The organism is Polynucleobacter sp. 31A-FELB, from assembly GCF_018882405.1.
GTDB lineage: Bacteria > Pseudomonadota > Gammaproteobacteria > Burkholderiales > Burkholderiaceae > Polynucleobacter.
In genome coordinates this window covers 1-22,668 of the sequence record NZ_JACVOO010000015.1, presented here as the reverse complement: position 1 = coordinate 22,668, position 22,668 = coordinate 1, and the positions used below count along the sequence as shown (strand labels likewise).

Genomic DNA, 22,668 nt, shown 5'->3' with positions numbered 1-22,668 from the left:
ACTGAGTCATTTATATTACTGCCTATATGGCATTGTTGCGGATTATGACTCACCTACTGATTTCATTGGCCCTGATGGGGTTGATGGGAAAAGCGATGGCTGATGAAAGTAAGTTCTCGGGAGGTTTTTTAGACCTTGAGAAAGCATCCGATCAGTACTCCAGTCAACGGGTTCTCGAATTTTGGAGTTATCACGACACCTTCGGAGAGCAAACCCAAAGCGACACCCTGAAGTTGCGCTACTACCAACCCCTTCAACTTGATCAATGGCGGGGCACCTTGCGCTTAGATACCTCCTATGTATCTACTTATGGACCTCAACTTCCAGAGCAATCATCTGGAACCTATAGTGCGGGCAACACAATGCTTACCGTCTGGGGAAACCATCCTAGTATTCTAAAAAATTGGGAAGGGACTTTGGGCGGTCGCATAGTCTTTCCGTTTGGTAATTATGGGCAATGGGCAGCTGGGCCTCAGATAGGCACGGTATATGTTCCCAAAAAAGGATCTGACTCCCGGCTCTCAGATTTTTCGCCACTCTTGCGATATATGTACGGGTTTAACACCAAAGGCAATTCATTTGCCAATAATTCCAACCAACCACCTTTGGTTCGCAATCTGAATATTTTCCCAACGCTAGGATTTAACATCCTTCCTGATACTCAAATTCGTTTTTGGGATGAAAATGGGATTGCGTGGAACACTGGTGGAGGTGGTGGCTGGTTTGTGCCGCTTGATGCTATGGTGACTCATCGACTCAATAAACACTTCTTATTTGCGGTGGGGGCTAGCAAACAGGTAGTGCAGAGCTATCCTGTTTATGACTGGTCTTTTTACGGAAAGCTATCGTTTAATTTCTGATTAAAAAAATTAATCAAGATTAATGAGATGATCTTTCTCGATAGTTGCCGCTTTTGATTTCACTAAAGCCTGCACTAACCAAGCTTGAAACTCTTCGACCCCGAGATTCATTTGCTGACGGATACCTTCCATTGCTGGCGTACCTGAAATCCACTGATTCACCTTTGCCAACTCCTGATTGCGCCATTCCAATAATTTGTATTTTAGGAGCACCTTAGCCCCATGACGGGCATTTCGATCAGCATCGCTTGAGAGGTAATCTAGGCGGGATTTAGCAGTCTCAATAGACTTTTTAACGTCAGTAAAAGGTTTGCCATGCCCCGGAATAACCAAGGCAACTGGGAGCCCTTCAATCAGCTCTAGCGTCTGTGCCACCTCTTCAAAGCCACCCTCACCCCAGAGCTCAGGAAAGATGACTCCAAAGCCCTCCTCCCACAACGCATCAGCGGAGATCAGGATTTGATGCTGCTCTTGGTACAGCATGATGGAGTGATTGTCATGACCAGGAGCTGCAAGAATTTGCCAGCGATACGGGCCTAAGATAATTTCTTCGCCAGGCACCAGGAGGGCATGATGGGTAAAGCGAGGGCACTCCTGTCCCAATTGTTGAAAACTAAGAAGGCTCTCATCCCAGTTTTGCACAGCAACTGCCTCGGCTTTTGGTATCCAGATCTCGCAATCAAATTGCTCTGATAGAGCCGCATTGCCACCACAATGATCTGAGTGCAAATGGGTATTAACTACTTTATTGAGCGTTTTTAAACCATGCTGCTTAAGAGCGTTGAAGACTAAATCAACCGTCATTTGTTGATGGGCACAGTAGCCCGTATCAACCAAAGAAACATCATCATTACCGAAAAGAAAAATATTATTTGCTGATAACCACCCACGTTCGAAAATATCGATTCCGGGAGGTAGCAAGTAGTTGCCGATTCGCTTTTCAGGCACGTTAATTTTTCTGAGAGGTGAGCTCAAGCTTTTGAATGTCGAATTGCTGCTGCTTCAAGCGCTGCAATAAATCAGCATAGACTTTAGGATCGAGCTGCGGCGTTCTCGACAAAACCCAAAGGTACTCTCTTCTCGGATCACTTACAGCCGCCACCTGATATTGCGAATCTAAATCGATCACCCAGTAATCCCCCCATACCAGCGGCAAAAATGAAAGCCACTCTGGAGCAAAGCGTACTTCCAATTTTGGGGAATCCTTGGCACCTATTTGACGAGCCAAGCCCTCTGCCTCTGAAGTCTCTCCGCCAGCAGTTTTGCAGCTATTAAGCACTCGAAGATTGCCATCTGGTTTAGCGGTATATACAGCCTTGGTATTCGAAACGCATTTTTTCTGAAACCAGTTCGGAAACTTGGCTATCTCGTACCAGGTTCCCAAATAGCGGGGGACATCTAGAGAGGCTATAGTCTGCACCGCTTGGTCACTTTGTTGAGCTGTGGCCTGAGATGATCCTAGACCAATCAGCAGCGCGCCCAATATCGAAAATAGTGAAGCGCGAGAATGTGAAAACAGAGCCATAGATGAGGTGATATTAAGTGATGAATTGCTTGCCCAAGAGCTTGCGGATATAAGGAATCCTACAACATAACAGCAATAGCAAAACAATTGCATAGATTGTCACAGTATCAAGATCGTTCTTGCCCGCCTTGTGCCACCAATAGTGCAGAATCACGGTGCAAGCTATGACATAGATTAGTCGATGTAGTTTCGCCCAACGACGCCCCAGTTTTCTTTGAGCCCAATGGGTAGAGGTCAAGGCTAGCGGAATCAGCAAAACAAGACTGATAAAGCCCATGGTGATAAATGGTCGCTTGAGCACATCTCTTAGCATTTCTGCCAGATCAAAGCCTTGATCCAACCATAGCCAAATACCAAAATGCAGACAGGCGTAGAAAAAACTAAACAAGCCCAACATTCTGCGATACCGAATCCATGTCACGGAATTTGTCAGTAAACGTAATGGCGTCATCGCCAAAGTCAAGCATAGAAAGACTAGCGCCCATGTTCCCGTTGAGCGCGTGATGAGCTCGATGGGGTTAGCACCCAAGTCATCGGTAAAACCCAAGAAGATCAAACGATCTAAGGGCAGTAGCGCCAATAGAAAAATCATTACTTTCATAAACGCTTTATTTCATTACCATCAATAGAGCTTCTTGAGATCCATTCCGGCATACATGCTCGCTACTTGGTCACCGTAGCCATTAAACATTTCTGTTTTGATCTTCGGAGCGAAAACCCCTTTAGAGTCTCCAATGCGGCGCTCAGTAGCCTGACTCCAACGAGGATGATCCACCGAAGGATTTACGTTGGAGTAGAAGCCGTATTCTCGAGGAGCAATTCTCCCCCAGCTAGTTTTAGGCATCTCTTCTGTTAAACGAATTTTCACAATCGACTTAGCGCTCTTAAAGCCATACTTCCAAGGAACCACAATGCGCACTGGAGCTCCATTTTGCTTTGGCAGCATTTCGCCATACAGACCAAAAGTGAGCAAAGTCAGTGGGTTCATTGCCTCGTCTAAACGCAAGCCTTCACGGTAAGGCCAGTCAATAATATTATCCCCAAGTCCAGGCATCTGTTTTTTATCTGCCAAGGAAATAAATTCCACATATTTTGCTGAACCGAGTGGCTGAACATAATTCAAGAGCTTTGATAAAGAGTAGCCATCCCAAGGAATTACCATCGACCAACCCTCAACACAACGCATACGGTAGATACGCTCCTCCATCGGAGCTAACTTCAATAAAGCATCGATATCCAAAGTGACAGGCTTTTTTACCAAACCCTCAATACTCACTGTCCATGGCCTTGTTTGGAGAGTATGAGCATAAGCAGCGGGATCAGATTTATCAGTCCCAAATTCATAGAAGTTGTTATAGGTAGTAACGTACTTATAGCTGGTGGGCTCATCTTTTGCCATAAAAGCAGGATTTGGAGTAGCGGCCAACTTCTGCGGATTGACTGCCATAGCTTCACGAGAAAACCAAGGCGCAAGTGCGATTCCAAAAGCGCCAGCAGCAGCACTTTTAATCAAGTCACGACGTCCCTCAAACACTGCCTTGGGGGTAATTTCTTGAGCAAGTCGCTTTAGATCATTTGGGTGCATATCAATATCTCTTAAGTGGATTTAATCATTCTCCTACGCCTAAGGATTTATTGCTGAACCTCTCTTTAGTGAATAGGGTTAAATCCAATACCCTCAAGCAATAGAAACGAGTTAAATCAGGTTTTTACCCCTTTTATGAGGCCAATATGGCTTGGATTTTGTCTGCAACCGCCATTTTCTTATTGGGCGTCTATAAGAGCCGCAATGGCGTCTTAATGCAACCGCGCCTCAGAAATATCTTTATCTCCTGCATCTTGCTATTGGCGCTTGCCTGGAATGTTCGCGCCCATCTACCCAATAGCAATATCGACAACTTGATCGATCTCTCTTTTCACTTTTTTGGAGCCTCACTCCTAGTTGCCCTATTTGGATTCTGGAGCGCCATCACACTACTATTTATCGTCGCATTAGTTGGAGTATTTGGGATTAGCGGCGATTTGGTAGAAACCTCAAGACACTACTTGTTAGTCAGCGTCATACCAGCACTCATTGCTTGCGGCGTTATGAAGGCAGTTCAACGACTCCTACCCAAGCATTTATTTATTCTTATTTTGGGCAATGGTTATTTGGCTGCATTCGTTAGCACCTTTGCAACCGGTTTACTGATTTATGGCTTGCAGCAGTATTTTCAAATGACCTCATTTGGAACCAGCGATCCTTTGGGCTGGTTTTTAGGCTTGCTTGTCCTCTCCTTTATGGAGGGCTCACTCTCAGGAATGCTACTGGCCATTCTCCTGGTATACAGACCACAGTGGGTTAGCACCTACCAAGAAGAACGGTATATGAACGCCTAAGCATTTCAGCTGCGCATAAGAAAAAAGGCAAACCGTGTGGTTTGCCTTTTTTGTGAAGCTAACTCAGCTTAAGCTGCTGCTTTTTTCAAGATGTCATTCAATGTAGCGCTTGGGCACATTACTGCTTTGAACTTGGCTTGATCGGGCATAAAGTAGCCACCAATATCGGCTGGCTTGCCTTGTACTGCCTTGAACTCAGCAACAATCTTTTGCTCATTCTCAGTCAACGCTTTTGCAATCGGAGCAAAGTGAGCTTGTAACTCTTTGTCTTCGGTTTGGGCAGCTAAGGCTTGAGCCCAATACATCGCCAAGTAGAACTGGCTACCGCGATTATCTAACTCGCCTGTACGTGGTGATGGTGACTTGTTGTTATCCAACAATGTGCCAGTTGCTTCGTCTAGAGTGCGGGCCAAAATCTTCACTTTTGGATTATTGGTTTTATCGCCAATATCTTCCAATGAAACGGCCAAGGCCAAGAACTCACCTAAAGAATCCCAACGCAAATGGTTCTCTTCAACCAACTGTTGAACGTGCTTAGGAGCAGAGCCACCAGCACCAGTTTCAAAGAGGCCGCCACCTGCCATCAAAGGCACGATAGACAACATCTTGGCGCTAGTACCGAGCTCCATAATTGGGAACAAGTCAGTGAGGTAGTCGCGCAAAATATTACCTGTCACAGAGATCGTATCTTTACCGCGGATGATGCGCTCTAATGTGAAGCGCATTGCACGAGTCTGAGACATGATCTGAATATCTACACCAGTTAAGTCATGGTCTTTCAAATAGGTTTGAACCTTCTTGATCAACTCGGCTTCGTGTGGACGGTACTCGTCCAACCAGAATACTGCTGGAGTACCAGATAAACGTGCACGGTTTACTGCCAACTTGACCCAGTCACGAATCGGTGCATCTTTAACTTGGCACATACGCCAGATATCACCCTCTTCGACGTTCTGCTCAAGCAATACTGTGCCGTCATCCGCAACAATGCGAGCTACACCAGCTTCGGGGATCTCAAAAGTCTTGTCATGTGAGCCGTACTCTTCGGCCTGCTGAGCCATCAAGCCCACGTTTGGCACCGTACCCATTGTTTTTGGATCGAAGTTACCGTGAGTCTTACAGAAGTTAATCATCTCTTGGTAAATACGGGCAAAGGTACTTTCTGGAATAACCGCTTTAGTGTCATGCAAACGGCCATCAGCACCCCACATCTTGCCGCCAACACGAATCATCGCTGGCATAGATGCATCCACAATCACATCGCTTGGTGAATGGAGATTGGTAATGCCTTTAGCAGAATCCACCATCGCCAATGCTGGGCGGTGCTCATGACAGGCGTGTAAATCTTGGATGATTTCTTCGCGCTTAGATTCTGGCAAAGTTTTGATCTTGTCATACAAGCTGCTCATACCGTTGTTGGGATTAACGCCCAACTCTTCAAACAGCTTGCCATGCTTTTCAAATGCATCTTTGTAGAAAATCTTGACAGCGTGACCGAACACGATTGGGTGTGACACCTTCATCATGGTTGCCTTCACGTGCAAGGACAACATCATGCCAGTCTTGTAAGCATCTTCGATTTCTTTTTCGTAGAACTCGCAGAGCGCTTTCTTGCTCATGTACATGCTGTCAATAATTTCACCGGCAAGCAAAGAGACTTTTGGCTTAAGAACAATTGTCTTGCCACTCTTTGTTACCAAATTCATCTTCACATCACATGCCTTAGTCATGGTCATTGACTTCTCACCTGCGTAGAAGTCGCCACCATGCATGTGGGATACGTGCGTACGGGAAGCTTGACTCCACTCACCCATAGAGTGTGGGTTCTTACGGGCATAACGCTTAACAGCGTTAGGCGCACGGCGATCTGAGTTACCTTCGCGCAATACTGGGTTTACCGCACTACCCAAGCACTTGGAGTAACGGGTGCGGATTGATTTTTCAGCATCGTCCTTAGGATCTTCTGGGAAATCAGGGATCTTGTAGCCCTTAGATTGCAACTCTTTAATAGCAGCGAGTAACTGTGGAACTGAAGCGCTGATATTAGGCAACTTAATGATGTTGGTATCAGGCAATAAAGTCATACGGCCCAGTTCAGCCAAATTATCAGGAACCTTCTGCTCAGCAGTTAAGCAATCAGAGAACTCTGACAAGATACGTGCCGCAACAGAAATGTCGCTCTCTACAACCTGCACTCCAGCTGGCGCTGTAAAAGTACGAATGATTGGTAAAAATGCACAGGTCGCCAATAAGGGCGCTTCGTCTGTCAGCGTGTAAATGATCTTTGATTTCTCTGAAGCCATTGATGTTTCCTCGATATGGATAAATATTAGGGCCCGGTCTTATACCGAACCACTCTCGCATTCCGCACGCAACACTTCAGGCGCTTTTGGCTGTCTTAGGTGTAATTTCACGCACTGGACCGAGGCATCTATTTTAAATCATCGACCCCGGTAATTTAAGGGCTTTTCGGCACCAAATTGACTGAAGTTGGCCAATTTAAGGGAATCCACCAAGCCAATCCCCCGCCCACTTACAACGTAAACTGCGATACATGACTAACAAGCACCCCCTACTCAACAAAAACCTCGTACTGTTGATTCTCTGCCAGGGCTTGTTTTTAACCAATAATGTGACCTTTATTGCCATTAATGGCCTAGTTGGGCTCAGTCTGAGCCCGGTTGCCTGGATGGCTACCTTGCCGGTAATGGGCTACGTTGTAGGGGGAGCATTCTCGACCTCGATTGTGGCCAAAACCCAAAATTACTTTGGTCGGAAGATCTCCTTTCAACTAGGCCTCTTGGTTGCGGTCTTTTCAGCACTCCTGTGCGCCTATGCCGCCATTACTAAGAACTTCTGGCTTCTCGTGCTCGGCACCTTTATTGCGGGCTACTACAGCGCCAATGGGCAACTCTATCGATTTGCAGCTGCTGAGCTAACCGTTGTAAGCCAGAGGGATAAGGCGGTCTCCTGGGTATTGGCCGGCGGAATCCTTGGGGCCGTCATTGGACCCAACCTTGCCTCATGGACGAAAGACTTCTTTGATACCGCCTTCTTGGGCGCTTACCTCACCCTCTCGATAGCAGGCTTTATCGGGATCATCGTGATGCAGTTCATCCACTTCCCAGAAGAGTTCAAAACCCAGCACTCACTTTCTGATGGCAGAGATCTGAAGACTATTCTTCGCCAACCTGTTTTTATGGTTGCCGTGATTGGTGCCTCTCTGGGCTACGGCGTCATGAACCTACTCATGGCAGCAACGCCGCTAGCCATGCAGATTTGTGGACTACCTTTTTCCGAGACAGCGCTGGTATTGGAATGGCATGTGATTGGTATGTTCGCACCTGGATTTTTTACTGGCTCACTCATTCAGCGCTTTGGCACACTCAAGATCATGGGCGTTGGAGTGATCCTCAATCTCCTGTGCATTGCAATCGCGCTTTCCGGTACCGACTTACATCAATTCTTAATCGCACTATTTTTGCTGGGTGTCGGCTGGAACTTTTTATTTACTGGTTCAACTTCATTAGCGATGACAGCTTACCGCCCGGAAGAGCGTGACAAAGCTCAGGCGGCAATTAACTTTTTTGTGTTTGGCACTATGGCCTTCACTTCATTTGGATCTGGCGCACTCATTACCTCGCAGGGTTGGAATATCCTAAATCTCGGATCACTACTCCCCGTGGCTGTTACAGCGGGTGCATTAATTTGGCTTAGCGCCAATCGTAAGAAGGTTAGCGCAGCCTCTTCTACTTAGGAGGCTTTAGCCAGAGGTAAATTGAAAAGTAAGTTTTGCGGTTTGAGTTTGAGTTGCTTTTCGTCATTCATGGCGATACCCATATAAACCGGCTTTCCAGACTGAGATTGGGTGACGGCAGCTTCATCAATGAAGTCTAGACGGAATAAACAAATCGCCTTCTCAAGCTCGTCAGAATCAACCGGCTCTTTGTTGTAAAGCTTATTCAAGATATCGGTTGCAGCAGCATCTAGACCAACATGCCAAGACCACTTAGGATCAGATATTTGCTGCATTGGGGTAATGCGCACTTGAGCGCCTAAAAAATGTTGGATCCATTTTTCGAGGACGCGGCAAAAATGATTGATGGGTGGCTGACCAAAATTCAGCTGAACTGCAAAATCATGATCTTCATTCTTCTCCCAATACAGATCAGCATTTTCTTCATGCAATACATCTAAATCGATCGAGCGCATGGACATCGATTTACTCTTCAGAAGATCAAGAATGTTGCCAGTCTCACCGGCTTGCGCATTGCGAGTTACCACCTCATCATCCGCGCCCATCACAACACCATCTTCTAACACGGTAATCTTTTGAGTCCGGAAGAAAATCTCACCCATACGCGCATCCAAAGGATGGCAATCTTCACCCAAGATATGTCGAATAAATATTTGTGCCAACTGAGAAATAAACAATGGCGGCACATCCACACCATCACCTTTAAACAAACTCATATAGAAGTTTTCTAAAGAACTGGCCGCTAATAGCTTGGCGCGATACCTTAGCCAAACTTGATAGTTCACTTGAATATCCAGATCCGCCATGGCAGTAATTTCTTGATCCGAAATGGCTGCTCGGGGGTTCTCACTGAGACGCTGATGCAGGGCTCGCTCTGCATCGCAAGATTCAGGCACAAGATTTAACTCTGGGCGCAATAGGTAGGTGCGCAGAAAATCATCGGTCACCTGCAGCTGATTGTCCGAGCCGACCGCAAGGGTTTTATACGCAGAATGGGGCCAAAAGTTTGTCATGTTAGTTTGCTCGAACAAAAAGATTACGCTCAGAATATACTAGCCCTTCAATTTCAGCCAAAGAGGAAGATAAACGTGAGCGAACTCCAAAAAATAGATACCGTTGTTGGTGATGGCAAAGAGGCGACTGCTGGCAACCATGTAGACGTGCATTACACCGGATGGTTGTTTGATGACAAAGCGCCAGATAACAAAGGCCAGAAGTTTGATAGCTCCCTGGACCGCGGCCAATTGTTTAGTTTTCCTTTGGGTGCCGGCCATGTAATCAAGGGCTGGGATCAAGGCGTACAAGGCATGAAGATCGGCGGCAAACGCACTCTCATTATTCCTTCTGAGATGGGCTATGGCGCACGTGGTGCTGGTGGTGTCATCCCCCCAAACGCAACCTTAGTATTTGACGTAGAGCTACACGGAGTAAATTAATTCCAAGCTAGCATCCGCAAGTAATAAGGCCACTCGATGAGTGGCCTTATTTTTTACCTGAGAAAATACCCATCTTACGAACGCAAGTCTTTTCCGTTCAAGGTGAGTTTATTTTGTGTTGTTGGCTGGCATAAACTAATTAAGCGATTTCTTTCTGCCATTACCTTGTCGGTATAACCACCATCGTTATCCGCATTTGCAGCGCCGACGTAGTATTTCAAGCCATTGCGCAATGAGCCGCTGGTAGCAATTAAATACTTCAAGATGTAAGCGCCTACCCGAATATTTACCTCAGGCTTAACAGCATCAGTAGTGCCGCCATACAAAGCGTATTTATCTTTATGAATGGCGGTCATCACCTGCATCAAACCTTCGGCGCCGGCATGACTTTTCGTCAGTGGATTAAAGTTTGACTCCACTGAAATTACGGCAAGTAATAAAACTGGATCAATGTTGACTTCTTTTGCAATCAACACCGTATTGGAAACATATTCCTCAATCTTGGCACGATCCAACTTGTATTTCTTCTCAAAGAAGTCAGCAACTGCACGTTGATTCTGAATCGATACCATCAACTTCGAATCGAGTGCCTGAGGATCAATTTTTGAAGTGGGAATGCGATCTGATAAATGAGAAATCGGCTTTACCTGAGCATGAGCCACTGAAGGCATCAAGAGGGCAACTGTTTGCTGCTTAGCGCTCATGAGGCCGCTACTAGTGCTGGCCGAAGCCTTTCCGTAGATCACATTGGCAATTTCTTTATCTGCAGTGGCCTTTGGAGTTTCTTCTTGGTACTGATCGAGCATTCCAAAACCGTTTTGCCACACCATATGGCGCGCTTCATCGGGAACCAGGATACGAGCCAAATCAAAAGCGCCTGCTTGAGTTCCATTTCCGGAGAGCCAGAGTCCCACGATCATGAAAACAGTCACGATCAATAAACCATTCATCACCCGATAAACAGGGGATAGTGCGTGAGCCAGCAACTCCTTAGCGTTGACCGTTGCTGGTTGCGCTAGTTGCATGTCACTCGAATTGGTAGAAAAACATTTAATCATTCATGGTCTTGCAGCACACCGAAAACCAAACCTCTGATTTATGTTGCGATGCAATAAGTAAAAAACATGAGCCATCCTAAAAAGGTTCTTATATCAAGTCAAGAATAAAGAACTCTGTTTCCATAACTTTTAGGTCTCGAAATAGGGATGATCCCTAATGAAGTCTCTAATTTTTATATTTAACCCTTTAAATTCAATGACTTAAATAAGTTAGTGAGGACTTATTTCATATAATAAAAAAAGTGCTCGAAATCCAACTTTTTTACTATTTTTCAACTTCAAAAGAGTTGCCCGACCCATACATCTAGTATTCAACCGGGCAGGATTTTCTACCGGTAGTGTTCCGACGGCCCTACCTATCGATCGAGACTCTTACAATTTTTATACATCATGACGACGTAAAGCTGCGGCGCAAAATGCCTCTAAAGCCTCATCCACACTAGCTGTAGAGCTAACTTAAATGCCCGATAGACGAAAAACTTTTGCTTGTTCACGGCGCCACTCATTACACTGACGTGCAATGAAATTCCTGGTCAAACCACTCTTACTTAGCCTGCTTTGGCTACCGCTGAGTGCGTTCGCACTCTTTGATCAATGTAAAGATCTGTTCCCAGCCCAGCAAATACCGACAACCACTCAGGCGGGACGAGACCTTTGCTTTGATGATTTTGCTATTTACTATTCGCCTTCAGATAAAAAGCCCATCTACACCATCGAGAAACTCAATGGTGAACAGCTCCAAGCGCCTCACCCACGCCGTACTAATCAGTTTTATGAAGAGGCCAGACTCCCCTTTAATGAGCGCGCCCTACTGGCAGACTATCGCGGCAGTGGGTATGACCGAGGCCATAACGTGCCAGCCGGTGACATGACAAGCGAAAAGGGGATGGCGCAGTCATTCTCCCTAGCCAATATGATGCCGCAAGCCAGACAAAACAATCAGGGTATCTGGGCAAAACGGGTTGAAGAGCCTACGCGGATGTACATCAAACGCGCACAAGGCGATGTGTATGTGTTTACTGGATCGGTTGGCAATGCAGGCAGTATCGGTAAAAGCAAGGTCACCATTCCAAGCCATCTATATAAGTTAGTCTATGACCCCAACAAAAAATTGGCTTGGGCTTATTGGGTTGAGAATGCTGACGATGCACAAATGAGTGCGCCAATCTCCTATGCTGAATTGATTCAGAAAACCGGGATTGACTTTCACTTACCGGTAGAGAGCGCCGAAAGTAAGTCAATCAAATCGGCTACGAAGGGCGCATCAGCACCTAGGCAAGTATTGGGTGGCTGGTATCCGGTCTTTTTTGACCAATACTCACCCGAGAAGGTAGCGGCACTCATCTCCAATATCAAGTCAGGAAAGATTGCCAGCATAGAGCTTCAATATGATCGCAACCTCAATTTAGCTCAAAGCCTCGCAAAAGAGGTTGAAGCGCAGAGCTCAATCTTGGTCACACTCTCGCAAAGCAGCCCGCCGGATTCACCTAATGTGACTTATGAACGCAATCGCGTCATAGCGATAGTGCGCACTAAATAAATTGTTACCCCTGAGTGCGGGGAGCAATTCCATGAGCCCGCTGAATGGGCGCCAATAAACCTCGTAACCCATTGTGATCTAGGGTGTGCATTAGCTCCAGTAGCTGACCAAGCTCACCCTTAGGAAAGCCTTCGCGAGCGAACCAGGCCAAATAATTACCAGGCAAGTCCGCAAGCGCACGGCCAGCATGCTTGCCATAAGGCATTTTCATTGTGACCAGCTTCACTAGGGCTTCTGAATCCATAGCTATGGATCTTACAAGCTTGGCATTCACCCCAGGCAAATCTCAACACCTAAGCACATAGGGTCATTTTTTCAATTGAGAATTATTCTCAATTGCTGTATATTGCGAATGATTCTCAATTACTTTTACTAACCAGCCCCTTCACACCATGAAACTGACCATCAAAAGACTTGTTGCCTTTAGCATCCTATTAGCCACCGCCTTGCACTTCTCATTCGCCAATGCGGGTGAAGGTGCTTTTGGATGGATTTACACCCTAGATCTACAACCAAAAGGGAAGCTCGAGTTTGAGCAGCGCTTACAACTGAATAAACAACAAGCAGCAGGATCCTACAACGCATGGTTCTCTAGATCAGAATTGGAATACGGCGTCACGAATGACTTTCAGATTGCGGGCTACCTGAATGCCTATTACGTCAATGCAAATCAAAATTACACCAATCCAGAGGCCTGTGGCGACAGCGCTTCTTGTACTGGAGGGCAACCCGTACCAGAGTCACATAACCCAGCGTCACCATACCGAAAAGGTGGCATCGAAGGTGGGTCCTTAGAAGCAATCTATCGCATCACTAATCCGGTCACCTCTCCAGTCGGAGTTGGACTGTATTTAGAGCCAACCATAGGCAAGAACAAAAATGAAATAGAAGCGCGCTTATTACTGCAATCAAACTTTATTGACGATAAATTAGTTCTAGCGGGCAACGTTGTTGTCGCTAACGAGCAATTGAAGTTTGTTGGCAATGGCAATGTTCCTGAATCGATGCTGGATTTCCTGGTGGGGGCGAGTTATCGATTTGCACCCAAGTGGTCTGGTGGCGTTGAGGCACGTTTTCACAATGACTACTCTAGCTACAACCTACAAAACCAAGTGCAAAGAGCTACCTTTGTTGGCCCCAACTTACATTACGCAGAAAAAGACTGGTGGGTTACCGGTGCTTGGCGCTATCAACTCAAAGGTAATAACTGCATGGGTGATGGAACTGCAGAGTGCTCCAATGCTCGCGTTTGGGATAGTCACTCAGTAAATGAATTTATCGTCAAATTCGGCTTCCCATTGAACTGAACAAGATCTCTCGTATTTTTAATTTAAAGGTAACTATGGAAAAGCAAAATTTATTAATGGCCGCACTAATACATTTAATTAAGTTTCAATCAACCCATTGCGCCACCGCGAGAGAGCGAGCTTTGATGATGTTTGAGGCCTTAGCTCAGATAAATGAGAGCACCGAAGATCTTGATGAACTTTGCTTTCAAGCCAATGAATTGCTGGCTAATTAATTTATATCACCCTCTAGCAAAAGAATTTAGAACATGAACTGGAAACTTAACTCTCTATTAATAGCTGGTCTTGCTGCAACAACGGCACCGATCGTAGCGCATGCCAAGATTTACGTATCAGTGGAGCAAGCTCAAAAGATACTCATACCCAATAAACCGCTTGTCAAAAATTCCATCATCATTACAGATGAACTTCAGGACAAAATGCGTTCGGCCTCAAGCGTTCGCCACCCCTTTCAAGGAGATCGTATCTGGAAGGCGGCGGACGGAAGTTGGTTCATCGTAGATGAGGTAGTTGGCAAGCACGAAATGATTACTTATGCCGTAGCACTGAGCCCATCGGGCGCAGTCACCGGCATCGAGATCCTGGAATATGTTGAATCCTATGGATATGAAGTAGCAGAAGCCCAGTGGCGCAATCAGTTTGTTGGCAAAACTGCATCGGACCCTATTAAGCTTAATCAAGATATTCAAAATATTGGTGGCGCCACCCTCTCTTGCAAACATCTCACTGACGGCGTCAAACGTGTTGCAGTACTTTATGAGATTGCTCTGAAAAACCAATCCCAAGCACCCAAAGCAAAATGATTCGCTGCAAACCACTCTTAGGCACCTTTGTTGAAATTTCAACTGAAGATGGAGAGCATTTACCCCATGCAATAGAGATGGCATTTACAGCCATTGAACAGGTTCAATCCCTGATGGGCTTTCATGATCCTGACAGCGAGCTTTCTCAAATTAATGCCAGATCCCGTTTAGAGCCAATTCGCATTCACTCCTGGACGGCCGAGGTGCTGGCCATTGCCAAGGAGATTCATATTGAGTCTCAAGGGATATTTAATTGTGGCATTGGTCATCGCCTTGTAGAGGCAGGTCTTCTACCAAGGCACATCAGCTTGAATGGTCAGTCATTTGGAGGCATTGAAGATCTCCTCTTTATTGAGCCAAACTTGGTTCAATCCAAGCTTCCACTCTGCCTTGATCTTGGTGGCATTGCCAAAGGCTATGCAGTTGATAAAGCAGCAGAGGTCTTATTTTCTCACGATATCCAATCTGGATCGGTTAATGCTGGTGGCGATATGCGCGTCTTTGGAAATTGCACTCAGGATATTCAAATCCGAAATCCAAGTAAGCCTCTGGAGTTAATTCAGATTGGTAGCTTGAAGTCAGGAGCCGTTGCTACTAGCAGCCTTTACTTTGCAAAGCGCGACGCTGATGCCAAAAGCTATATGGTCAACCCCCTCAATCAAGAGCATATTGAGTTTTCAGAGTCTTACTCAGTGATTGCCAATGAATGCGTCTACGCCGACGCCCTAACAAAGGTAGTCAGCATTTCTGGTAACGCCCAACATCCCTGCTTGAGTCATTTCTCTGCTCACGCGATCAAAATTCCTCAGACCATCACCTTATGAAAAATAGTAGTCGCCTTGGAAAGATGCCGGCATGGCAAAGACATTTCGTTCTCGTTGGTATGTTGAGTTGCTCGCTTACCGGCACAGCCTATTTACTTGGTCATGAATTTCATATTCAAGGCGCCGCATTGGGCGCTCACTCAATATTGATGTGGCATGGCATTGCCGCAATGATTGCTACGATGGCTTTGGGTTCAGTCCTACCCTTTCACCTCAAGGCTGGCCTCAAGTCCAAGAGGAAGCTGTGGGGCGGCTTAAGCCAATTGGCTTTTTTAGCTACATTATTGATATCAGGCGCCCTGTTGTACTACGGCCCTGAAGAAATTCGAGATAGCGTCATCACAACCCACTGGATGATTGGTCTCGCATTCTTTGCCATCTTTTTATTGCACGGCGTTCATACAAAAAAAGTGGTCACCCCAAATGGAAATAAAGCGCGTTGAGGTTTATCTCTCAACGCGCTTTAGTCAAATATTAGAAAACTTACTTACAGCAAGAATCTTTACCGCATGAAGTTCCGCAAGAATTAATTCCCAATAATGGGTAAGCTGGGCAGAAACGGAAAATACCCGTAGCCAATGGAATTAATCCAAGCCAGCCCCACCAGCCTACGATGCCGTTAGCTGCAAGCGCAACCAGCACAATGCCTACCGAGATTCTTAAAATACGATCGATACCACCGACGTTACATTTCATATTGAACTCCTTTTAAAAACGATTAAATAATTCTTTAAATTACTTCTTACAGTAGTGCTTATATAGCAAGCTCATGACTGCTACAGCAACCTGACTTGAGAGAGAGTAATAAATTTGCTTACCCTCTCTACGTGTTTTGACCAGCTTTTCCTTGCGCAATACGGTGAGCTGCTGGGAGAGGGTTGGTTGATGCAAATCTAATGCTGCTTCTAGCTCGCCAACGCACTTTTCGGCTTGACCGATTTCACATAAGAGCATCATGCGATCGCGGTTAGATAAGACCTTCATGAGTTTGCATGCATCATCAGCCGATGACTGCATCTTTTTTAACTCCGCCTTAGAGATAGACATATTCATTGTCATCCCTCGATTAAAGTGCGTTTAAAGGAATTTTTAGATACGCAACGCCATTGGCATCTGGCTCAGGAAAATGCCCAGCCCGAATATTCACCTGAATAGAAGGCAAAATTAATGTTGGCATTTCCAAGGTTTTATCTCGCGCTGTACGCATCTGCACAAATTGATCCTCAGTAACACCATCGTGCACGTGAATATTGTTAGCCTTCTCATCAGCAACGGTAGTCATGCCCATAGCTGGACGTCCATTTGGTGGGTAGTCATGGCACATATATAGCTTGGTCTGACCAGGGTAAGACAAGATCTTCTGAATCGAGCGATAGAGTGTCTTCGCATCACCACCAGGAAAGTCACAGCGAGCCGTACCTACATCCGGCATAAACAAGGTATCGCCCACAAAGATTGCATCACCGATTTCATAAGCCATGCAGGCAGGGGTATGTCCGGGTACAAAAAGTGCTTTCAAGGAAAGATTTCCAAATGCGAGTGACTCATCCTCTTTTAGCAAGTGGTCAAACTGGGCACCGTCAGCTTTAAAGCGATCATCTAGATTGAATACGCCTTTAAATACCGTCTGTACGTTTTTGATGTGATCTCCAATTACCAGCTTGCCACCCAGATGACTTTGCAAGTAAGGGGCAGCAGTTAAATGGTCTGCATGGGCATGGGTCTCCAAAATCCAACTGATCTGAAGCTTGTGCTCCTTAACGAAAGCAATGACCTCATCAGCTGACTTGGTGCTAGTTCTGCCTGATTTAGGATCGTAGTTCATCACCGAATCGATGATGACGCATGGGCTAGCATCACCTTGATAGACCACATAGGTATAGGTCCAGGTCTCTGGATCAAAAAAGTCCTTGATTAGCGGGGTTTGCTGTGTGGTCACGTTATTCTTTCAATTGAATAAATATTATATATATTTATATACTATATTAATCTAAAATAAATTGCAATGGACTATTCAACCCTTATCAGCCCAGCACTAGGAATCCTAGTAGGCGTACTTATGGGCCTCACTGGCGCTGGGGGCGGTATTTTGTCAGTTCCCTTGCTAGTCTTCTTTCTGGGCCTTCCTATTGCAGAGGCAGCTCCGATTGCACTCTGTGCCGTTGCCTTAGCTTCAAGTATTGGGGCCATTCTGGGACTGAGAAATAAAATCTTGCGCTACAAAGCAGCAGGGTTCATGGCTCTCTTCGGTTTGGCGCTATCCCCCCTAGGCCTTTGGCTTGCCCCACGGATCCCGAATGCACCACTACAGATTCTGTTTAGCTTGATTCTCTTATACGTAGCCGTACGCTTATTGAGTCAAGCCCGTAATCAAATTAATGGTGTGCCCGAAGAAAACAGAAAGCCACCCCCTTGCCTAATTAACCCAGCCATTGGAAAACTCCAGTGGACCCTGCCCTGCGCACGCGCATTAATGTTTGCCGGCAGTATCGCTGGCTTCTTATCTGGATTACTCGGTGTTGGTGGCGGCTTCATAATCGTCCCCGCCTTAAAACGCTATACCGATTTACCAATCAAATCGATTGTTGCTACCTCACTCGGGGTTCTTGCCATCATCACTGGTGGAGGTGCGATTTTCTCAGCAGCTTCTGGCGGTCTTAACGTATTGGTGGCAGCGCCATTTTCGCTGGCAGCTTTAGGGGGGCTATTGATTGGACTCCTCCTGGGGAAAAAGTTAAGTGGTCCGCATACTCAACTCATCTTCTCGATCTTCACTTTAACGATTGCAATTAGCCTACTCATTAAAGGTGTGCTAACTTTGAATCTGTGAAACGACCGCTTCTATCTTTTCTTCTTATTTTTTCCCTCGCACTGATGGGAGCTCTACTCATGACTCTGAAACCCAGCGCTTTTCTAACTAGCTCCGTGGCCACCATTTCCGGAACGGTCAGCAATCTCAATAATGAGCTTCTGGAATATGTAAATCCTGAAAAGCCTACTCATGATCATTCTTCGGTGTATTACCAGCGCTTCTTTATATCCAAATTTACTTTAGGTGACCGCGCTATTGAAGCCAAATTCTCAACGCCTATGGTGGTGAGTGATGGCGATACCATGACAGTCTCAGGCTACCAAAAAGGCAATGGCTTTCAGGTGCTTGCTTATGCTAATCAGACTCAACAAGTGAGCAAGCATGAGAATTGGATTGTCTTGGGCCTGGGCGCCCTATTCTTCTTAGTTGTTGCCCTAGGGCTTCTCAACTCAGAACTAGTGGCTGAGGGTGCATTAGTACCTAAGTTATTTCTGATTGGTTTTGTAGGTGTCGCTATGTATATGGGTTATCGCGCCCTACTCATTAGAGAGGCGATCTCACTGCTTCAGAATTAGTTTGGCAAGTAGTTTGATTGCACCCCAATAGAAAAAGCCCTCTTTCGAGGGCTTTTTAACAATCAGGACACAACTAAATCTTAGTGACCGCCAGCACCACCCAAGTAAGCTGCTTTCACAGCTGGATCATGCATCAATTTGTCGGCTGGACCATGAGTAGCAATCTTGCCATTCTCGAGCACATAACCATAGTCAGCAACGTTCAGGGCTGCAGCAGCAAACTGCTCAACCAATAACATCGTCACACCTTGAGATTTGAGGTTAGAAATAATCTTAAATACTTCCTCAACCAAAATTGGTGCAAGGCCCATTGATGGTTCATCCAAGAGAATAATCTCTGGATTGAGCATCACGGCACGGGCCATCGCCAACATCTGCTGCTCGCCACCTGACAATGTTCCAGCCAATTGGTTGCGACGCTCTTTTAAGCGAGGGAACATTTCGAGAGCGCGCTCTAGATCGTTCTTGATGTCACCTTTTGGACGGCTACCTGTAAAGCGTGGAAATGCGCCTAACAAGAGGTTGTCATTGACTGACATAGTCGTAAACACACGACGACCTTCTGGGCTATGAGCCAAACCTAAGCGGGCGATTTTATGAGAGTCGTAACCATCAATTTTTTCGCCACCCAAGGTTACTTCGCCACCCGTTGGCTTAATCATGCCGGTGATAGCACGCATGGTTGTTGTTTTACCGGCGCCGTTTGACCCGATCAAAGTAATGACTTGTCCTTTAGGGACATCAATATTGATGCCGTGCAGAACTTTTACTTTGCCGTAGCCTGCTTCAAGATTCTTAATAGATAACATGGTATTTACCGATTCAATATGGTTCTAGTGATTAAGTACCCAAGTAGGCATGAATCACCTTCTCGTCTGCCTGAACTTCAGCTGGTTTACCTTCTGCAATCTTCTGACCGAAGTCCAATACAGAAACGGTATCGCAGACTGACATCACCACATCCATGTGATGCTCAATCAGGATGAAGGTAATACCGCTATCGCGGATCTTACGAATAATGCGCAAGAGTTCTTTAATGTCAGGAGCTGTCAAACCAGCAGCTGGCTCATCCAATAAGAGCAGTTCTGGATCCAAAGCCAAGGCGCGAGCAATCTCCAAGAGACGTTGCTTACCGTATGGCAAGTTACGCGCTTCTTCATTTGCCAGGTCATCCAAACCAACAAACTTCAGGAGAGCCATTGCACGAGCATGCGCTTCAGCTTCTTCTTTCTTGTAACGCGGCAGATTTAAGGCAATCTCCACCATGTTTGATTTGAAGGTGTGGTGCAGGCCAACCAAAATGTTTTGGATTGCTGTCATTTCACCGAAGAGTTGAACGTTTTGGAAAGTACGTGCGATACCAGAAAGTGCGATGTCTGAAGATGTACGACCCACTACGCTTTGACCAGCATAGAGAACGTTGCCGGCTGTAGGCACGTAAATACCTGTCAACACGTTCATCATCGTGCTCTTACCGGAACCGTTAGGACCGATCAAACCATGAATAGTGCCGCGCTTGATGCTCAGATCAACATTGTTCAAAGCTTTTAAGCCACCGAACTGCATCAATACAGAATCAACCTTCAAGAGCTCAGCACCGGTATTTTGATCGCTGACTTTACTGATAAAGCTGATGGAATCATCCACCACCTCAGCATCACCACCACGAGTCGTTTTGGCCTTACCAGCAATAGATTGGTAGAAGCTCTTCGCAAAACCAACAATACCGTTTTGCAAGTAGTACACCACCAACAAAATCATGAAGCCGAAAATACTCAAGCGCCAATCGGAGATACTATTGAGCCAGAATGAGAATGCTGCCAAGCCAACTACACCAGCGATAGGAACTGACACACGTCGTAGTGTTGTGACTTTTTTCGACAATGCCATTGCAGCACCAACCACCACTACAACTGCGATGATCGAAGCAACGATACGGAATAAGAAGATGTCGTCCAAGAGTTTTGGCAACAACACAATAATGGCCGCACCAATGACAGCGCCAAGGCGTGACTTACGTCCACCCATGATGATGCCCAACAAGAACAACACAGCAAGTTCGTTGTTGTAAGTGTTTGGTGAAATATATTGCTCTGAGTAGGCATACAAGCAACCAGCTAAACCAGCAAAGCCGGCACTTATCACAAACGCAATCACTTTAAAGCGGTATACGGACACGCCCATACAGTCACAAGCAATTGGGCTGTCACGCAATGCCTCAAATGCACGACCAATTTGGGATTTCACAAAACGATCCACGATGATCATGGAGACAATCAAGATAATGCCAACCATCCAGAAGTACTCTGCCTTCGTCATAGGCACGCCCATTAAGTCAGGCTTAGGGATCTTGATACCCAATGGGCCTTCAGTCAACCAAGTCATCTCGTTAATGAGAATCTGTGCAATCGTTCCAAAAGCCAAGGTCACCATCGCCAAATAAGGTCCGATTACCTTCAATGCTGGCAATGCCAAGATACCGCCGAAGATGGAAGTCACCACGATAGATGCTGGCAGTGTTCCCCAGATAGTCCAACCAAAGTGGAAGTACAGAACACCAGCGGTATATGAACCGATACCAAACAGCGCTGCGTGACCTAAGGAAACCTGACCAACATAACCCACCACGATATCCAAACCAAATAACAAAATGGTGTAGATCAGAATGGTTTCAACTAAGTGAATGTAATAAGGATTGTGAATAAATAACGGCAGGGTAAAGAGTGCCGCGATCGCAATTAATAGAGGTATTAGGGACTTCTTCATCATTAAACTTTCTTAATTGCAGATTTACCAAAGAGGCCAGATGGTTTGTATGCAAGCACTAGCAAGAGCAAGATCAAACCTGGCACATCTTTATAGCCAGTAGAAATATAGAAACCGGTTGCAGTCTCAACGATACCCAGAATCAAACCACCCACAATGATTCCCATACCGCTTGATAGGCCGCCAATAATCGCTACCGCAAAAGCCTTTAAACCCAAGGCGCCACCCATACTTGCGCCAGTCAATGTCAACGGTGCAATCAATACGCCGGCAAACGCTGCAGTTAAGGAAGAAAGCGCATAAGAGAAGGTAATCACCACGCTGGTGTTGATACCCATCAAACCTGCTGCATCGCGATCGTTTGCAGTTGCAACCACCGCTTTACCGTAAATTGTTTTACGGTTAAAAAATTCTACCAACATCATCATTACTAAAGCACCAACCACTACCAAAATTTCCATTGGCAAAATGTTTGCCCCGAGGAATTCCATTGGCTCCATTGGCAATGGTGATGGGAATGGCAATGCATCACGACCCCAGATATTTTCAGCTACGTTCTTGAAAATAATACCGAGCGCAATGGTGGACATAATCCAACCAAACTCAGATTTAATTTTGATAGCTGGACGCACACCGATGAGCTCAACAAAGCCACCCTGCAACATTCCAAATAAGCAAACTACGGGAATCATGACCCAATAGTTCATGCCAAAAGTGTCTACGCAGGTTAAACCTACGAGAGCACCTAACATCAGCGCTTCACCTTGACCGAAGTTCAAAGTGCCTGATGTGGCAAAAGTTAGCTGGAAACCGAAAGCGATTACCGCATAGATCATCCCCACCGCGATACCGCTTGAGAGGATTTGTGCAAGCATGTCCATTTTTTTGGCCTAAAAGAATGAATCGCTACCACTTCTATAGACACTTTCTAGCCTAATATTTAGTCTATTAGGAGGTGTGTCATGAGTACAAGAAGACGGTTTACTGAAGAGTTCAAGTTAGAGGCAGTCAAACAGGTAGTTGAAC

At 45.9% G+C, this 22,668-nt stretch carries 27 protein-coding genes; 13 read left to right on the top strand and 14 right to left on the bottom strand.

What is annotated here, in order from left to right; translation table 11 throughout:
• Window positions 1-44: 44 nt before the first annotated feature.
• On the top strand, window positions 45-860 hold the full coding sequence (locus ICN30_RS09135) for a hypothetical protein (protein WP_255533197.1): 816 nt from the start codon (window positions 45-47) through the stop codon (window positions 858-860).
• Window positions 861-869: 9 nt separating this feature from the next.
• Here the strand turns inward: ICN30_RS09135 and ICN30_RS09130 are convergent, their stop codons facing one another.
• From ICN30_RS09130 to msrP, 4 genes are read right to left on the bottom strand one after another with little or no spacing between them, the layout of a single operon-like run.
• Window positions 870-1,835: an MBL fold metallo-hydrolase gene (locus tag ICN30_RS09130; protein ID WP_255533196.1), complete on the bottom strand. Its 966-nt coding sequence runs from the start codon at window positions 1,833-1,835 to the stop codon at window positions 870-872.
• Complete coding sequence (locus ICN30_RS09125; RefSeq protein WP_216275017.1) at window positions 1,810-2,385, bottom strand: lipocalin family protein; 576 nt, start codon at window positions 2,383-2,385, stop codon at window positions 1,810-1,812. Before ICN30_RS09125 ends, ICN30_RS09130 begins: the two co-directional genes overlap by 26 nt.
• Window positions 2,386-2,398: 13 nt before the next feature.
• Window positions 2,399-2,986, bottom strand: coding sequence for a sulfite oxidase heme-binding subunit YedZ (locus ICN30_RS09120; protein ID WP_216275015.1), 588 nt, complete (start codon window positions 2,984-2,986; stop codon window positions 2,399-2,401).
• A gap of 21 nt (window positions 2,987-3,007) precedes the next feature.
• On the bottom strand, window positions 3,008-3,970 hold the full coding sequence (msrP, locus tag ICN30_RS09115; protein ID WP_216275013.1) for a protein-methionine-sulfoxide reductase catalytic subunit MsrP: 963 nt from the start codon (window positions 3,968-3,970) through the stop codon (window positions 3,008-3,010).
• Window positions 3,971-4,116: 146 nt separating this feature from the next.
• Between msrP and ICN30_RS09110 the strand changes: the two genes are divergently transcribed.
• Window positions 4,117-4,764 (top strand): energy-coupling factor ABC transporter permease, encoded by a 648-nt coding sequence (locus ICN30_RS09110; protein ID WP_216275010.1) that lies wholly within the window; start codon window positions 4,117-4,119, stop codon window positions 4,762-4,764.
• A gap of 68 nt (window positions 4,765-4,832) precedes the next feature.
• On the opposite strand, the gene ICN30_RS09105 is transcribed toward ICN30_RS09110, so the two are convergent.
• The gene (locus ICN30_RS09105) at window positions 4,833-7,067 is read right to left on the bottom strand and encodes an NADP-dependent isocitrate dehydrogenase (protein ID WP_216275009.1); all 2,235 of its coding nucleotides are present in this window, start codon (window positions 7,065-7,067) and stop codon (window positions 4,833-4,835) included.
• Window positions 7,068-7,318: 251 nt separating this feature from the next.
• On the opposite strand from ICN30_RS09105, the gene ICN30_RS09100 reads away from it, so the two are divergent.
• Window positions 7,319-8,521 (top strand): MFS transporter, encoded by a 1,203-nt coding sequence (locus ICN30_RS09100; protein WP_216275006.1) that lies wholly within the window; start codon window positions 7,319-7,321, stop codon window positions 8,519-8,521.
• On the opposite strand, the gene ICN30_RS09095 is transcribed toward ICN30_RS09100, so the two are convergent.
• Window positions 8,518-9,534: a DUF6352 family protein gene (locus ICN30_RS09095; protein ID WP_216275004.1), complete on the bottom strand. Its 1,017-nt coding sequence runs from the start codon at window positions 9,532-9,534 to the stop codon at window positions 8,518-8,520. The genes ICN30_RS09100 and ICN30_RS09095 overlap by 4 nt on opposite strands.
• A gap of 75 nt (window positions 9,535-9,609) precedes the next feature.
• Here ICN30_RS09095 and ICN30_RS09090 point away from each other — a divergent pair, with 75 nt between their 5' ends.
• On the top strand, window positions 9,610-9,957 hold the full coding sequence (locus ICN30_RS09090; RefSeq protein WP_216275002.1) for an FKBP-type peptidyl-prolyl cis-trans isomerase: 348 nt from the start codon (window positions 9,610-9,612) through the stop codon (window positions 9,955-9,957).
• Window positions 9,958-10,031: 74 nt separating this feature from the next.
• Here ICN30_RS09090 and ICN30_RS09085 read toward each other — a convergent pair whose 3' ends face one another.
• Entirely contained in the window at window positions 10,032-10,982 is a 951-nt protein-coding gene (locus ICN30_RS09085) for a transglycosylase SLT domain-containing protein (protein WP_255533195.1), read from the bottom strand.
• 553 nt (window positions 10,983-11,535) lie between these two features.
• Here ICN30_RS09085 and ICN30_RS09080 point away from each other — a divergent pair.
• Complete coding sequence (locus ICN30_RS09080; RefSeq protein WP_216274998.1) at window positions 11,536-12,555, top strand: DNA/RNA non-specific endonuclease; 1,020 nt, start codon at window positions 11,536-11,538, stop codon at window positions 12,553-12,555.
• Between the two features lie 4 nt (window positions 12,556-12,559).
• Here ICN30_RS09080 and ICN30_RS09075 read toward each other — a convergent pair whose 3' ends face one another.
• On the bottom strand, window positions 12,560-12,799 hold the full coding sequence (locus ICN30_RS09075; RefSeq protein ID WP_215334436.1) for a DUF3820 family protein: 240 nt from the start codon (window positions 12,797-12,799) through the stop codon (window positions 12,560-12,562).
• Between the two features lie 148 nt (window positions 12,800-12,947).
• Here ICN30_RS09075 and ICN30_RS09070 point away from each other — a divergent pair, with 148 nt between their 5' ends.
• From ICN30_RS09070 to ICN30_RS09050, 5 genes are read left to right on the top strand one after another with little or no spacing between them, the layout of a single operon-like run.
• The gene (locus tag ICN30_RS09070) at window positions 12,948-13,862 is read left to right on the top strand and encodes a DUF6662 family protein (RefSeq protein ID WP_216228744.1); all 915 of its coding nucleotides are present in this window, start codon (window positions 12,948-12,950) and stop codon (window positions 13,860-13,862) included.
• A gap of 35 nt (window positions 13,863-13,897) precedes the next feature.
• Entirely contained in the window at window positions 13,898-14,077 is a 180-nt protein-coding gene (locus ICN30_RS09065; protein ID WP_216274996.1) for a hypothetical protein, read from the top strand.
• 33 nt (window positions 14,078-14,110) lie between these two features.
• Window positions 14,111-14,665 carry an FMN-binding protein gene (locus ICN30_RS09060; RefSeq protein ID WP_216274994.1) on the top strand — a complete coding sequence of 185 codons (555 nt, stop codon included), beginning with the start codon at window positions 14,111-14,113 and terminating at the stop codon, window positions 14,663-14,665.
• Window positions 14,662-15,489: an FAD:protein FMN transferase gene (locus ICN30_RS09055; RefSeq protein WP_216274992.1), complete on the top strand. Its 828-nt coding sequence runs from the start codon at window positions 14,662-14,664 to the stop codon at window positions 15,487-15,489. Before ICN30_RS09060 ends, ICN30_RS09055 begins: the two co-directional genes overlap by 4 nt.
• On the top strand, window positions 15,486-15,932 hold the full coding sequence (locus ICN30_RS09050; RefSeq protein WP_216274990.1) for a hypothetical protein: 447 nt from the start codon (window positions 15,486-15,488) through the stop codon (window positions 15,930-15,932). The genes ICN30_RS09055 and ICN30_RS09050 overlap by 4 nt, the downstream gene beginning before the upstream one ends.
• Window positions 15,933-15,972: 40 nt before the next feature.
• On the opposite strand, the gene ICN30_RS09045 is transcribed toward ICN30_RS09050, so the two are convergent.
• Genes ICN30_RS09045 through ICN30_RS09035 form a run of 3 tightly spaced genes read right to left on the bottom strand, consistent with a single transcriptional unit; the run spans window position 15,973 to window position 17,428 of the window.
• Window positions 15,973-16,185, bottom strand: a complete 213-nt coding sequence (locus ICN30_RS09045) for a DUF2892 domain-containing protein (RefSeq protein WP_216136262.1) — start codon at window positions 16,183-16,185, stop codon at window positions 15,973-15,975.
• Window positions 16,186-16,224: 39 nt separating this feature from the next.
• On the bottom strand, window positions 16,225-16,542 hold the full coding sequence (locus ICN30_RS09040; RefSeq protein WP_216274987.1) for a metalloregulator ArsR/SmtB family transcription factor: 318 nt from the start codon (window positions 16,540-16,542) through the stop codon (window positions 16,225-16,227).
• 13 nt (window positions 16,543-16,555) lie between these two features.
• Entirely contained in the window at window positions 16,556-17,428 is an 873-nt protein-coding gene (locus ICN30_RS09035) for an MBL fold metallo-hydrolase (RefSeq protein WP_216274984.1), read from the bottom strand.
• A 66-nt stretch (window positions 17,429-17,494) separates the two neighbouring features.
• Here ICN30_RS09035 and ICN30_RS09030 point away from each other — a divergent pair, with 66 nt between their 5' ends.
• Complete coding sequence (locus tag ICN30_RS09030) at window positions 17,495-18,319, top strand: sulfite exporter TauE/SafE family protein (protein WP_216274983.1); 825 nt, start codon at window positions 17,495-17,497, stop codon at window positions 18,317-18,319.
• A gap of 59 nt (window positions 18,320-18,378) precedes the next feature.
• Window positions 18,379-18,876 (top strand): hypothetical protein, encoded by a 498-nt coding sequence (locus ICN30_RS09025; RefSeq protein WP_255533193.1) that lies wholly within the window; start codon window positions 18,379-18,381, stop codon window positions 18,874-18,876.
• Window positions 18,877-18,956: 80 nt separating this feature from the next.
• Here the strand turns inward: ICN30_RS09025 and ICN30_RS09020 are convergent, their stop codons facing one another.
• Genes ICN30_RS09020 through ICN30_RS09010 form a run of 3 tightly spaced genes read right to left on the bottom strand, consistent with a single transcriptional unit; the run spans window position 18,957 to window position 22,523 of the window.
• The gene (locus ICN30_RS09020; RefSeq protein ID WP_015420530.1) at window positions 18,957-19,685 is read right to left on the bottom strand and encodes an ABC transporter ATP-binding protein; all 729 of its coding nucleotides are present in this window, start codon (window positions 19,683-19,685) and stop codon (window positions 18,957-18,959) included.
• 31 nt (window positions 19,686-19,716) lie between these two features.
• Window positions 19,717-21,645 carry an ATP-binding cassette domain-containing protein gene (locus ICN30_RS09015; RefSeq protein ID WP_216274979.1) on the bottom strand — a complete coding sequence of 643 codons (1,929 nt, stop codon included), beginning with the start codon at window positions 21,643-21,645 and terminating at the stop codon, window positions 19,717-19,719.
• Window positions 21,645-22,523 carry a branched-chain amino acid ABC transporter permease gene (locus tag ICN30_RS09010; RefSeq protein ID WP_216136276.1) on the bottom strand — a complete coding sequence of 293 codons (879 nt, stop codon included), beginning with the start codon at window positions 22,521-22,523 and terminating at the stop codon, window positions 21,645-21,647. The genes ICN30_RS09015 and ICN30_RS09010 overlap by 1 nt, the downstream gene beginning before the upstream one ends.
• 81 nt (window positions 22,524-22,604) lie before the next feature.
• Between ICN30_RS09010 and ICN30_RS11780 the strand changes: the two genes are divergently transcribed.
• On the top strand, window positions 22,605-22,668 hold a 64-nt coding region (locus ICN30_RS11780; RefSeq protein WP_223146557.1), incomplete at its 3' end, for a transposase.

Excerpts from the sequence above, each read along its gene's own strand:
- ICN30_RS09055 (WP_216274992.1), top strand. The coding sequence starts at position 14,662 with ATGATTCGCTGCAAACCACTCTTAGGCACCTTTGTTGAAATTTCAACT.
- ICN30_RS09100 (WP_216275006.1), top strand. The coding sequence starts at position 7,319 with ATGACTAACAAGCACCCCCTACTCAACAAAAACCTCGTACTGTTGATT.
- ICN30_RS09110 (WP_216275010.1), top strand. The coding sequence starts at position 4,117 with ATGGCTTGGATTTTGTCTGCAACCGCCATTTTCTTATTGGGCGTCTAT.
- ICN30_RS09120 (WP_216275015.1), bottom strand. The coding sequence starts at position 2,986 with ATGAAAGTAATGATTTTTCTATTGGCGCTACTGCCCTTAGATCGTTTG.
- ICN30_RS09060 (WP_216274994.1), top strand. The coding sequence starts at position 14,111 with ATGAACTGGAAACTTAACTCTCTATTAATAGCTGGTCTTGCTGCAACA.
- ICN30_RS09050 (WP_216274990.1), top strand. The coding sequence starts at position 15,486 with ATGAAAAATAGTAGTCGCCTTGGAAAGATGCCGGCATGGCAAAGACAT.
- ICN30_RS09065 (WP_216274996.1), top strand. The coding sequence starts at position 13,898 with ATGGAAAAGCAAAATTTATTAATGGCCGCACTAATACATTTAATTAAG.
- ICN30_RS09080 (WP_216274998.1), top strand. The coding sequence starts at position 11,536 with ATGAAATTCCTGGTCAAACCACTCTTACTTAGCCTGCTTTGGCTACCG.
- ICN30_RS09070 (WP_216228744.1), top strand. The coding sequence starts at position 12,948 with ATGAAACTGACCATCAAAAGACTTGTTGCCTTTAGCATCCTATTAGCC.
- ICN30_RS09135 (WP_255533197.1), top strand. The coding sequence starts at position 45 with ATGACTCACCTACTGATTTCATTGGCCCTGATGGGGTTGATGGGAAAA.
- ICN30_RS09010 (WP_216136276.1), bottom strand. The coding sequence starts at position 22,523 with ATGGACATGCTTGCACAAATCCTCTCAAGCGGTATCGCGGTGGGGATG.
- ICN30_RS09040 (WP_216274987.1), bottom strand. The coding sequence starts at position 16,542 with ATGAATATGTCTATCTCTAAGGCGGAGTTAAAAAAGATGCAGTCATCG.
- ICN30_RS09025 (WP_255533193.1), top strand. The coding sequence starts at position 18,379 with ATGACTCTGAAACCCAGCGCTTTTCTAACTAGCTCCGTGGCCACCATT.
- ICN30_RS09075 (WP_215334436.1), bottom strand. The coding sequence starts at position 12,799 with ATGGATTCAGAAGCCCTAGTGAAGCTGGTCACAATGAAAATGCCTTAT.
- ICN30_RS09085 (WP_255533195.1), bottom strand. The coding sequence starts at position 10,982 with ATGCAACTAGCGCAACCAGCAACGGTCAACGCTAAGGAGTTGCTGGCT.
- ICN30_RS09020 (WP_015420530.1), bottom strand. The coding sequence starts at position 19,685 with ATGTTATCTATTAAGAATCTTGAAGCAGGCTACGGCAAAGTAAAAGTT.
- ICN30_RS09105 (WP_216275009.1), bottom strand. The coding sequence starts at position 7,067 with ATGGCTTCAGAGAAATCAAAGATCATTTACACGCTGACAGACGAAGCG.
- ICN30_RS09095 (WP_216275004.1), bottom strand. The coding sequence starts at position 9,534 with ATGACAAACTTTTGGCCCCATTCTGCGTATAAAACCCTTGCGGTCGGC.
- ICN30_RS09125 (WP_216275017.1), bottom strand. The coding sequence starts at position 2,385 with ATGGCTCTGTTTTCACATTCTCGCGCTTCACTATTTTCGATATTGGGC.
- ICN30_RS09015 (WP_216274979.1), bottom strand. The coding sequence starts at position 21,645 with ATGATGAAGAAGTCCCTAATACCTCTATTAATTGCGATCGCGGCACTC.
- ICN30_RS09030 (WP_216274983.1), top strand. The coding sequence starts at position 17,495 with ATGGACTATTCAACCCTTATCAGCCCAGCACTAGGAATCCTAGTAGGC.
- msrP (WP_216275013.1), bottom strand. The coding sequence starts at position 3,970 with ATGCACCCAAATGATCTAAAGCGACTTGCTCAAGAAATTACCCCCAAG.
- ICN30_RS09045 (WP_216136262.1), bottom strand. The coding sequence starts at position 16,185 with ATGAAATGTAACGTCGGTGGTATCGATCGTATTTTAAGAATCTCGGTA.